We start from the raw sequence: 10,426 nt of genomic DNA, 5'->3' as shown, positions 1-10,426 counted from the left end.
CACCAGACGCGGTGACCGTCAGCATCGAAAACCCGCGCTGAACCTGTCGCACCTCGGCACGACCTTGCACATCTTCGCCGGAACATGTGCGCTTTCGACGGGTGAAGGTTGCTGCTGACCGCGACTGAGCGCCGTTCGTAGGCCGCGTCGACCAACCGGTAGAAGCCCTCGGCGGCGTCCGGGGAGACGGGCAGCAGGCCGATATCGTCGACCAGGATCAGGTCCGATCGGATGATCCTGGCCAGCGCGCGGGCGATCGAGTCGTCCGCGCGGTGCCGGCGGACGAGGACGCCGAGGTCCTCGATGGTGAACCAGGCGACCGTCATCCCGGACTCGACTGCGGCCTGGCCGAGCGCCTCGGTGAAGTGGCTCTTGCCCGTGCCCGACGGTCCGCAGACACACAGATTCTCCCGACGTCCCACCCACTCAAGGGACTTGAGGGCGTCCTGGGTGTGCCGGGGGATCGCGGAGGCGGTCTCGTCCCAGTCGCCGAAGGTCTTGCCGCTGGGGAAGCCGGCCCGCTTGCGGCGGGTGTGCAGGTTCGCCCGGTCGCGGCCGGCAGCCTCCTCGGCAAGCAGGACCCGCACGACCTCGGCGGGATCCCAGCGCTGGGCCTTGGCGGTGGGGATGATGTCGGTCAGCGAGCGACGGATGTGCGGGAGCTTGAGCCGCTTGGTCAGTTCGATGGCCTCGGCCAGCGGGTCGCCGTTGGTGCCGTGGACGGTTCGGAGCGGGGTGGCCATCAGGACGCGTCGCTTTCATCGTGGTCGAGCAGGGTGTTGAGGCCGAAGGAGGACCAGGCGGAGGTGCCCGGCTGGAGCGAGTGCTCCTCGCTGCGGCGGGTGGGTTCGGCCTGTCCGTGGACGGCCTGGTAGTCCAGGATCGAGAGCAGGTCCTTGTCCGCGAAGCGGCCGGTGACCGCCGCAGTGCCCAGCGCCCGGTCGACCTCGCCGGCCGAGAAGAGCTTGGCGAGGGCGACGGCCTGGGCCATCTTCGCCTTGATCCGGCGGGTGCCGGATGCTGCTGCCTCGACCAGCCAGGACGCGGCACCGGGGCCGAGCGCGAGGAACGCGGCCTCCTCGACGCCGGTCGCCTTCGGCGTGCGGTCGGCTTCCTTGTTCTCGCGCGGCGGGTAGTGCGCGTCGTCCAGCACCGGCGAGCCGGGCTTGCCGGTCTGGTGGCGGGCGACCTCGCGGGCCGAGCCGCGCTCGTCGACCGCGGTGACGATCAGCTCCTCGCCGTGGAAGCGGGCCCAGACCCGGGTGTCGATCAGCTCGTGCGGGACCGAGTAGCGCACCGCCTCCACCGAGATCGTCGCGTCCCAGTTGACCCTGCGAGTCGTGCCGAACGCCGCGGTGAACGGCTGGCGGGGCAGCGGGTGCAACCGCTGCCTCTCCTCGGCAAGGCGGTCGGCCGGCTTGCGCCGGGTCTCGCGGTGGGTGCGGGAGTTGACCTCGTCGCAGAACTCGCGGCAGGCCGCCTCCAGTTCGCCGAAGGTGCGAAACTCCTCGCGCAGGTTCACGTCCTTGGGCACCAGGTCGGCCTTCGCGATCCGCACCGTCGCCTCCGAGCCGCCCTTCGACTCCGGATCGGCCGGAACGCAAGTACGAATGGTCGTGCCGTAGTGCCGGGCGACCTCCACGATCTCCGGATTGCGGACCGCGATCCCTGCGACGTGGTCGGTCGTCACCGTCTTCTCGTTGTCGGTCAGCACGTAGGCCGGCACCCCGCCGATCCGCCGCAGCGTGGCGTCCAGGCAGGCGGTGACCGTCGGCAGGGTCTTGTCCCAGATCGGGATCACCACCCGGAACCGGGACCAGGCCAGCCACGCGCAGAACAGCGTGGTCTTGCGACCCTTGATCACCGGCCCGTCGCCGAAGTCGTACTGAAGCCAGAGCCCCGGCTCGGTCACCCACGGCCGGTAGACACGCCGCTGACCGGCCCTGAACTGGGCCTTCGCCTCGGCGACCGTGCGGCGGGTGGTGCGCTCCCCGCCCGTGAAGCCCATCGCGACCAGGCGCCGGTGCACCACGTCCGCGCGGATGCGGCCCTGCGAGCGGACCACCAGCTCCTCGATCTTCGGAAGGTAGTCGTCGATCGCCCGAGCGCGGTGCCGGCGCTGGCCCGGCTCGTGCCCGGCCTCGCGCATCTTCACGTACCGGGCCACCGTGTGGTGGTCGCGCCCGGCCAACTCGGCCGCAGCACGGTAACTACCTGTGAGGTCGTATGCCTCCAGGATCTCCATGATCTCCCTGCTGTTCTTCACCCGCTCCAGCGTCGCCGAGCGGGACCAATCGGGGCGAGCGGGGAGAAATATCTGGCCGTACGCGGGGAATCCCGAGGCCGCAGAATGCGCCGTAAGTGGCCGCCAGCAGGGAGGATGTCATGGCCGCCGTCACGCGACACGCCTCAGCTTTGTTGAATCAGACCTCGCCAGGCGGATTCTTCGTGAAGAAGTCGTCGATCACGTGCCGGCCCAACTCTGTCAGCCTGGTGATGACGTAACCGGACTTCTTATCGCCTGGGCCGACCGCTGCCCACACCACGGACCAGAGCTCACGTGTCTCCAGCGCCTGCACGTCCCTCGCCCGCCAGCGATACTTCCCGCCCTCCTCGATGGGTGCCTCGTTCGCAGCGATCACGAGTTTCTGAACTGCGGACATCGGGAGCTGGGTCCACCTGGCCGAAGTCGTCACGCGGGGATCTCGATACGAGAAGGACTTACGGCCAGGCGGCACCTGGGGAATGGGATACCTCGTCTTGTCGGTCATAGGGGTTCATTGTCGCGGACAGGCAGCCGGTGACCACGACGTCGTGGGTGCTGACGCTTCCGGCCCGGCGGGTTCGCGCAGCGGTGCGTCATGAAAGCTTCGCTGCCCCGGGCACGCCGCGCACTGTTCCGTTCCACCGTCTCCAGGGGAAATGCCCAGACCTCTTCCGCGCCCTAACCGCGTGTACCGCCGCGCACTTGTCATGACCGGTTTCAATGATCGTGGCCCGGGGGACACCAGCCAGCGCGTCAATACCTGACGTCCCCTCACCCCGCTGCCACGGAGACTCCACGTGACGCGCTACCGCGCCCTGTTCGTCCTGCCCGCCGCCCTGGCCGTCGCCACTACGCTCGCGGGCACCGCCGTTGCCGCACCGCCGCCGCCCCCGCCACTGGCGACCGCCCGCCAGGAACTGGCCGACCTCACCGTCGCCGTCCCGGATCCGATGACCGGCTACTCCCGGGCGGCCTTCAGCATCTGGGCCACCCAGCCCGACCACTGCACCACCCGCCAGGACGTCCTCGCCCGCGACGGCCAGAACGTCGTCGAGCAGTCGAACGGCTGCCAGCCCGCCTCGGGCTCCTGGTACTCCGCCTACGACGACACCACCGTCACCGCCGTTGCCCAGGCCACCATCGACCACATGGTCCCGCTCGCCAACGCCTGGCGCTCCGGAGCCGACAAGTGGACCGACGCCCAGCGCAAGGCCTTCGGCAACGACCTGACCAACCCCCAGCTGCTGATCGCCTCCTCGTCCTCCAACAGCAGCAAGGGCGACAGCGGCCCCGACCAGTGGAAGCCCAAGAACACCGCCTTCTGGTGCACCTACGCCGAGGACTACACCCACGTGAAGTACGTCTGGCAACTCACCACCACGACCGCGGAGAAGAACGCCCTCAGCACCATGCTCGACACCTGCCCGCAGTAGTCCGTCTCCGGGAAACGGCCGCTGCCCCGTACACCGAGGTGGCGGCCTTCGCCAGGAACGCCGTGACGAACGCCGCGAGGCACGGCAGCGCATCCAGGCAGGGCCGTCCGTGCTGCTGCCCTCGCCTGCCCAGCCACCTCTGGACAGTGCGTTGCAGCCGCCCGGACCGGCGGGGCGGCAGTGATCAGGTACTGGCATGGCCCGCCACCCGGCGTCGGCTGGCCCGTGTCCGCGCCGGCGCCGGGGGTCGGGTACCGGTCCGCTCGGCGGTCCGGTCGCGGCTACCGGCTCTTTCCGACGGTCCCGGCGCCACGGCAAGGCCCAGCTCCTGGAAGGCCGGCGGGCCCGCTCCCCCGGGTGGGCGGCCCGCCCCGGGCCGCCACCGGGTCAGGGAGTGTCGCCGGCCCAGTTCCAGCGGGCCGGGTCTGCGGGGCGGGGTTCGTAGTGGGCGCGGCCGCCGGCGCCGTAGCGGCCGATCTCGGTGGCCAGCGCGGCCCCGTCGGCGAGTTGGTCGGCGTCCCAGCCGGTGACGTCCAGGAGGAGGCCGTCGAGCGGGCCGCCGACCAGCTCGCGGTAGGTGTGTCCGGGCTGGGGGCCGGGGTCGGGGTCGTCGTGGTCGGCGCCATAGACCCGGCCCCGCAGCAGTGCCTCGTCATCCATGCCGCCCAGCCTCCCAGCCGGCACCGACACCGCGCGGTCGACCCCCCGACCCGCCGTCCGCGGCCGCCCTCGCCTGTGGGACTGCGGGCCGGCGCTCCGCGGCCTGGCGGGCCGGACGGCAAAAGGTCTCAGCCGCTGCTACGGCGAACGAGGACCTTGAGGACCTCGCGGGCGTCACGGCGGCGGTCTTCGCTGCGGGCGGCGACGGCGGTGATGGCGGCGATCGAGACGGCGAGGGCGTACCAGGTGGCGCTCGCCGCGGTGATGAGGGCAGCGTGCTGGAGGACGGTCGGCATCGGTCTCTTCCGGTGTGGGGTTGCGGCTGCGGCGAACGGCCGGGCGGAGCGGGCACCCAAGCGGGGCCGGCCCGGGCGGGTCCCCGGTGCCGTGCTTGGACGGCACCGGGCGGCTGGGCCGGTCAGTGGGCCGGTCAGGTCGTGGTGGCGAGGTCGTGGAGGTGGTCGGCGAGGTCGTCGTTGGGGAGGCTGATCGGGCCGTACTCGGCGTCGCGAACGGGTTCGAGGTCGTCGAGGGCCTCGCGCAGCGCGGAGTCGGGCGGCTGCGAGGCCCCGGGGGCGGTGCGCGGGACCACGTAGTCGCTGACCATGGGCAGGCAGGCGAGGTAGTAGTCGGCGAGCTGCGGCACCGTCGGCGGCGGCCCGGCCTGGTCCGGGGGGCGCTGGTCGGGCGGCCGCAGTTCCAGGCGGGCGGCTTCGAGGAACCAGTGCTGTGCGGCCTTGAGGTCGCCCAGGCGGGCGTGGTGGAGGTAGAGGCAGTAGCAGGCGGTCGGGTCCTCGGCGCCGCCGGCGAACTGCCACCAGAACTGGGCCTCCTGGTAGCGGCCCACGAGGTAGAGCAGGCAGGCGAACACCAGCGCTCCCCGGGGGTCGAGGCGGTCGTGGCCGCGCCCGAGCCGGTGGAGGGCCGCGCTGGCCCAGTCCTCGCTGATGACCATGCTGGACATGGCGAGCAGGTCGCGGTCGGCGTAGTCGTGGACGGTGAGGTCCTCCGGGCGGGACTTGACCCGCACCGGGCGTTCCTGCGGCCCCACGGTGCCGCCCCGGGCCGCGGGTACGGCATCGCCGGGCGGCGACGGTGCGGCCGCGGGCTCGTTGCAGCAGCAGGCCCGTTGTCCGGCCGGGCGCTCGTCGGCGTGCTGGACGGCACGCCGGGCGGCGAGCCGGGCACTGATCCGCCGGCGGCCGGCTTCCAGGTCGTAGATCGGTGTGGGGCCCGCGGCTCCGATGCCGCCCCCCGTCAGCAGGGTGTCAAGCGGGTGCACGTTGATCACTCCTCGTCGTTCGTACTGCCGGGCTCCAAGGTCCGGCGCTGCGCGAGACGCACGCGCAGGCGGGTTCGTGCCTGGGAGATCAGGGACCGGACCGTCCCTTCCTCGATACCCATGACCTCCGCGATCTGGTGCGGCTCGTAGCAGCCGAGGAAGCGCAGCACGACGACGTCGTGCTGACGGCCCGGCAGGTCCCGGATGGCGCGGGCCACGCTGATGCCGACTTCGAGGTCGCCGACCATGCTCTGGTCGATCTTCTCCAGGACCTTCTCGGCCCGCTTGATCAGCGCGTAGGCGAACGCGGCCTCCTCGATGAGCGCGAGGTGCTCCCTGCGCCAGGTGCACTCGGCCTCGACCACCCGGCGCAGCAGTGCCCAGGCGTAGGCGGCGGGGCGGGGCTGGCACATCACGCGGTCCCAGCGCTCGGCGAGTGCGAGGAGGACGTCCTCGACGAGTTCGAGGGCGACATCGGCGTCGCCGAGGTGGGCGAAGGCGTAGTCGGTGTAGCGCTGGGCGTGGAGGTCGTGGAACGCGCCGAAGGCTATGGGCAGGTCGACCGGCGCCGGGGCCGGGTTCGGGACCTGGGTGCCCGCGGCGTCGGCCGCATCAGCGGGCTGGATGTCGCTCACCAGGACCCCCGGCTCGGGTCCGGGAGTCCACCTCGCGGTGCGGTCCGGAGGCACCGGGCCGCCGGCGCCGAGGCGCACACCGCACCGAGGGCGGCGTGCGCGTCCGCGCCCACAGGCGTGGTGTGACGGCTGTCGGGATATCCGACAGCGGTGCCGGTCAGTGGTCGGGCAGGGAGAGGGGCGTTCACGACTGGTCCTTCACTTCTCGATGATGCTCGCTCCCGTGATCGACTGTCAGATCAGGTCACCGAGCGCGTCTGAGGCCCAGCATTCCGATCGAACACGGGAAACGTTGAGGGACCGTTGGTAAAACCTTATGGATCAGAGCGTTCCGATTGAGGGAGCAACCTGCCATACCGGGCGAACCGGCCAGCTCCTTGGGGCGGTGGGCCTCATCCAGGCAAATCGTTCAAGCGTTGACGCGACGAAAGATCAAGAGTTCGTCTTGGTTTCAACTATCAAACAAAAGTCCGCGCCGGCTGGTATGCCCTACCCAGTACCAGCTACAGGGGCCGGGCGATCGCCGCCGACGCTGGCCGGGGCCGGGCACCGCCAGCCAGACCAGCTGGATCAGCCTCAGGAAGGCGGCAGTCGGCCCAGCCCGGGCGTAGTTGGGGTCGGCGGCGGCAGGTTCCAAACTCACCTGGTCAATCACAGATCCGCTCTCGGGATCAGAGGTGATGCTCAGGGTGATGGTCCGGTCGGTCTGCCCCGACTGTCGGGCGAACTGTCATGACCGACCGCCCCTGTACGAGACGCCAACGGTCACCGCCCGAGGCGTTCGGCCGCCTCAGGCGGTGCGGCCGAGCCGCTGATTCTCCCTCCGGCAGGTGAGGCCGGTAGCAGCCGTGCTCGGCCAACTCCTGCATCGCGGCGGTGACCGAGCGGACCATCGGGCAGGGCATCGGCGAGCGCCTCCCCGCGCATCGCGTACCGGCCGTCGAACGCGGGCCAGCCCGGGTCGCCCGGTACGGGGGCGCCCGGGGTGGGTGTCGAGGACCGCCCGGCTCGTGCACTTGCATCCGCTAACTGCAGCGACTCGACAGCCGGCAACGAGACGCCGTCCACAAGCGGCGCTCAGCGGGGCCGGACCGCTTCGTGGCTGGCCATGCCGGCGACGGCGGCGAGGTCACGGGGACCGGTGGGCTCGGGGGCGGGTTCCGGTGGAGTGGGACGGCCGCGGTCCGGGCAGAGCTGTCCGCCTTAGCGGACGTCGATGGTGAACTGGCGTTTGGTCTGGTCCGGGCCGCCGGAAAAGACCATGCCGAGCCCGTCGCGGTAGGGGACGTGCACCGTGACGGTGGTGCTCCCGGGGTTCTGGGCGCGGAAGGTGAAGTAGTAGCGGCCGCCCGTGCCGAGGTTCCCGGTCGCTCCGAAGCCGAGCAGGTCCTTGATGCCGAAGTTGTCGACGTACTCGTCGCCGGAGGCCTGGACGATGACCGGGTCGGGGACTGGGGTGGCCATGGTCCAGTGGTCGCCGGCTTCCTTGTAGGCGAGCACCTCGATGGAGAACAGTTCGCCGGGTTTGACGGTGATCTGCCCCGAGGTCTGGGTGAATACCGTGCCGTGATCGAGTTTGCCGGTGGTCATCTGGTGGATGGCCACTACGCCCGCGGTGGCCGCCACGGCCAGCACCGCGACGGCCGTCAGCAGGACTCGGCGCCACCGCCTGCTCACGAAGTCGCCTCTCGGTGGGTGACACGCAGCGCCAGAACGGCGGCGACCGCGTCGAGCCAGCGGGCGACGAGCCGGTCGCCTGTCGGGTCCTGTACGACCATGGCGGCGGCCTCCAGCCAACCGCGGGCCACGGTGGCGGCCGGGCCGGGCAGCGGCTCGGGCAGTGCGGCCGCGAAGGCCGTTCCGCCAGCGGTGACGACCTCGCCGAGGAAGGTGAGAGCTCGCGGGAGCACACCGAGCCGGTCGGCGGTGATCGCGGCGGCCACCGCGCCGTCGCCGAACAGGGTGGAGCGGTGCGGTCCGGGGTTCGGTAGCCCAAACCGCAGCAGGACCTCGATGTCCAGCGCGGCCAGTTGGCTGTCGCTCTGGGGGTGTGGGGTGTTCACTTGGGGCCTCACTTGGGCATCCGGACGCTTTCGACGTTGGGGAGGCTGTCGTCGGAGGCGCCGCCCATGTGGTTGTTGATGAAGTCGCTCTCGCTGACCCAGACGGTGTAGCCCCAGGGGTTGTAAAGCTCCAGTTGGTCACCGCGGTGCCCGATGATCATCATCTGGTGGCCGCCGTCTCCGCGGACCGACACGGGGACCGGCTTGCCCTCATCGATCTTCTGCTCGATCTCGGCCAGCGCGTTCTGGCGCTTGTCACGGCTGTCGAGGTCCACGTTGTGGTACTCCGCGCCGGTGTGCTTGCCGATCTCGTCGTCGGCGATGTCCTCGGACTCCCAGTCCCACATCCCGCCCTGGCCAAAGTGCCACCAGGCGCGGGTGTCGTAGACCCGGTTGGTCTCCTTGTCCCACCGAGACTTCGACGCCTGGCCGTTGTCGAAGGCCGGGTCTCCGGGGTGGCCGCCGGTGGTGAGCTGGAAGGCGAAGAGCGGGTCGACCATCGCCCGGGCGGTCACGGTCGATGCCGCCACGCAGGTCGGATGCTGGCCCTGGTTCCAGGCGACGCCCTGGTAGCCCGTGCCCGCCGTCTGGGCGGAGGTCGCGTCGAGCTGCACCGGGGAGATCCGCTCGGCGAGCCAGCCGGGGTTGTCCGCGTGCTCGTGGATCTGGTCGTCGAAGGCCTTGACCTCGTCGTAGCTGTGCCCGGCGGCCAGAGCCTTCATCAGGTACGCACGCTCCTCCGGGGACTTGCAGCCGGCCAGCAGCTGGTCGAAACGGGCCCGATCGGCATCGCTCATCTTGTCCATGAACTGGCCGGCCCGCGTCACGTCGTTGGCCGTGAGGATGCCGCCGTACTCCTGGTTGCCGTCGAGGGCGGCGTCGACGATGACCAGCTTGTCCTCGGCGCTGAGACCCTTGTTCTTGAACTTGCCGGCCAGCGCCTTGCCCGCCAGCGCGTTCAGCTCGCGGGCCGCGGCCCGGCCGGCGCTCTCGGCCTTCACCGCGGCATCGTAGATCGACTTGATGCCCTCCTTGGCCTTCGCGTGGGCACTGTGCATCGTGTCGTCGTCCCAGTGGATCAGGTCGGGAGCGCCACCGATGGTGATGTCGTGCAGCAGCCCCAGCGCCTCGCTCAGGGGCGCGGCACCCTGCCCGTGCAGAGCCTGGGCCTCGCTCAGCGCGGTGGCCAGCGCCTTGAGCTGGTCCCGGCCCTTGCCCATGACGTCGCGGCAGCGCCCCAGGTCGTCGGCGGAGGCCTTGACCGTCTCGGCGGCCTTCTCCCCGACCTGCCCGGTCCAGGCGTCCGGAAGGTGCTGAGCGGCGACCTTCTCCACCTTCATCTGGATCTGGTCCAGCTGGCTGCCGGCCGAGTTGTAGGCGGCGGCGAGTTCGCCAAGCTTGTCCGGGTCGCCCTTGGGAGCGGGCAACTGCAGCGCGTCGTGGACGGCGTACTTGAGGTCGCCGGCGCCCCACATGCCGTGGGATTCGTCGATGGTCTTCTTCAGCTTCTCGACCTGCTGGCGCTGGGTGCCCGCCGGCTCGCCGAGCGGGTGCGCGCTGTGGTCCGCCACGTTCAGGCCCCCTGCTGGTACTGCTGCTGGACGCCGTGGTCCGTGTTGGCGTAGTTGGCCGCGGTGGTGTGCACCTTGCCGCCGAGATCCGCCAACGCGTCGACATTCACACCCAGCTCGTCCTGCCAGGCCTGCCAGAACGCCTTGGCCGCGTCGCCCGCGCCGTACTCGCCGAACGTCCCCTCACCGGACATGCCTAGCTTGCCCAGCGCGTCCTTCACCGCGCCCACATCCGCGCCGGCCGCGATCAGCTGGTCGCCCGCATCCCCGAGCTTCTCCAGGTGGGCACTGAACCCCGCCCCGGCACCCCCGCCACCATCGCTCCCCATGGTCCCCCCAATCCCCCTGATACAGCCCGTAGACAGCCTGACAGCATAGCGTCAATCCCGTACGACAACGGTCGCGGAGGACGAAGTCGGAACTGGTCACCGCGCGCCCCGGCGGAGTCGGCGCCGACGGATATCAGCGAGCCGACGCAGGAGCAGGGCGCGGCGGGCGGTACGGCCGAGGACGGCA

General features: G+C 70.8%; 12 protein-coding genes. 1 reads left to right on the top strand and 11 read right to left on the bottom strand.

Going from position 1 to position 10,426, the window contains the following annotated elements; all coding sequences use genetic code 11:
- The 3 genes from ACZ5OX_RS38120 to ACZ5OX_RS38110 all read right to left on the bottom strand — a co-directional run.
- On the bottom strand, positions 1 to 743 hold a 743-nt coding region (locus ACZ5OX_RS38120; RefSeq protein WP_465636651.1), incomplete at its 3' end, for an ATP-binding protein.
- Positions 743 to 2,266: an IS21 family transposase gene (istA, locus tag ACZ5OX_RS38115; RefSeq protein WP_465636649.1), complete on the bottom strand. Its 1,524-nt coding sequence runs from the start codon at positions 2,264 to 2,266 to the stop codon at positions 743 to 745. The genes ACZ5OX_RS38120 and istA, both read right to left, overlap by 1 nt.
- Positions 2,267 to 2,423: 157 nt before the next feature.
- Positions 2,424 to 2,771 (bottom strand): hypothetical protein, encoded by a 348-nt coding sequence (locus tag ACZ5OX_RS38110; RefSeq protein WP_465636647.1) that lies wholly within the window; start codon positions 2,769 to 2,771, stop codon positions 2,424 to 2,426.
- 292 nt (positions 2,772 to 3,063) lie between these two features.
- Here ACZ5OX_RS38110 and ACZ5OX_RS38105 point away from each other — a divergent pair, with 292 nt between their 5' ends.
- Positions 3,064 to 3,699 carry an HNH endonuclease family protein gene (locus ACZ5OX_RS38105; protein ID WP_465636646.1) on the top strand — a complete coding sequence of 212 codons (636 nt, stop codon included), beginning with the start codon at positions 3,064 to 3,066 and terminating at the stop codon, positions 3,697 to 3,699.
- 387 nt (positions 3,700 to 4,086) lie between these two features.
- Here ACZ5OX_RS38105 and ACZ5OX_RS38100 read toward each other — a convergent pair whose 3' ends face one another.
- The 8 genes from ACZ5OX_RS38100 to ACZ5OX_RS38065 all read right to left on the bottom strand — a co-directional run bounded on the left by ACZ5OX_RS38100 (position 4,087) and on the right by ACZ5OX_RS38065 (position 10,239).
- Positions 4,087 to 4,359 carry a hypothetical protein gene (locus ACZ5OX_RS38100; RefSeq protein WP_465636644.1) on the bottom strand — a complete coding sequence of 91 codons (273 nt, stop codon included), beginning with the start codon at positions 4,357 to 4,359 and terminating at the stop codon, positions 4,087 to 4,089.
- A gap of 128 nt (positions 4,360 to 4,487) precedes the next feature.
- On the bottom strand, positions 4,488 to 4,655 hold the full coding sequence (locus ACZ5OX_RS38095) for a hypothetical protein (protein WP_465636642.1): 168 nt from the start codon (positions 4,653 to 4,655) through the stop codon (positions 4,488 to 4,490).
- Between the two features lie 134 nt (positions 4,656 to 4,789).
- Positions 4,790 to 5,641, bottom strand: a complete 852-nt coding sequence (locus tag ACZ5OX_RS38090; RefSeq protein ID WP_465636641.1) for a hypothetical protein — start codon at positions 5,639 to 5,641, stop codon at positions 4,790 to 4,792.
- 5 nt (positions 5,642 to 5,646) lie between these two features.
- The gene (locus tag ACZ5OX_RS38085; RefSeq protein WP_465636639.1) at positions 5,647 to 6,276 is read right to left on the bottom strand and encodes an RNA polymerase sigma factor; all 630 of its coding nucleotides are present in this window, start codon (positions 6,274 to 6,276) and stop codon (positions 5,647 to 5,649) included.
- 1,203 nt (positions 6,277 to 7,479) lie between these two features.
- Positions 7,480 to 7,953 carry a protease inhibitor I42 family protein gene (locus ACZ5OX_RS38080; RefSeq protein WP_465636637.1) on the bottom strand — a complete coding sequence of 158 codons (474 nt, stop codon included), beginning with the start codon at positions 7,951 to 7,953 and terminating at the stop codon, positions 7,480 to 7,482.
- Positions 7,950 to 8,339 (bottom strand): hypothetical protein, encoded by a 390-nt coding sequence (locus tag ACZ5OX_RS38075; protein WP_465636635.1) that lies wholly within the window; start codon positions 8,337 to 8,339, stop codon positions 7,950 to 7,952. The genes ACZ5OX_RS38080 and ACZ5OX_RS38075 overlap by 4 nt, the downstream gene beginning before the upstream one ends.
- A gap of 8 nt (positions 8,340 to 8,347) precedes the next feature.
- Entirely contained in the window at positions 8,348 to 9,910 is a 1,563-nt protein-coding gene (locus tag ACZ5OX_RS38070; protein WP_465636633.1) for a peptidoglycan-binding protein, read from the bottom strand.
- Positions 9,911 to 9,912: 2 nt separating this feature from the next.
- Positions 9,913 to 10,239 (bottom strand): hypothetical protein, encoded by a 327-nt coding sequence (locus ACZ5OX_RS38065; protein WP_465636631.1) that lies wholly within the window; start codon positions 10,237 to 10,239, stop codon positions 9,913 to 9,915.
- Positions 10,240 to 10,426: the final 187 nt, after the last annotated feature.

Source organism: Kitasatospora sp. NPDC032121 (genome assembly GCF_055580145.1).
The sequence above is the reverse complement of the archived record's forward strand: the minus strand, read 5'-3'. Positions and strand labels throughout refer to the sequence as shown.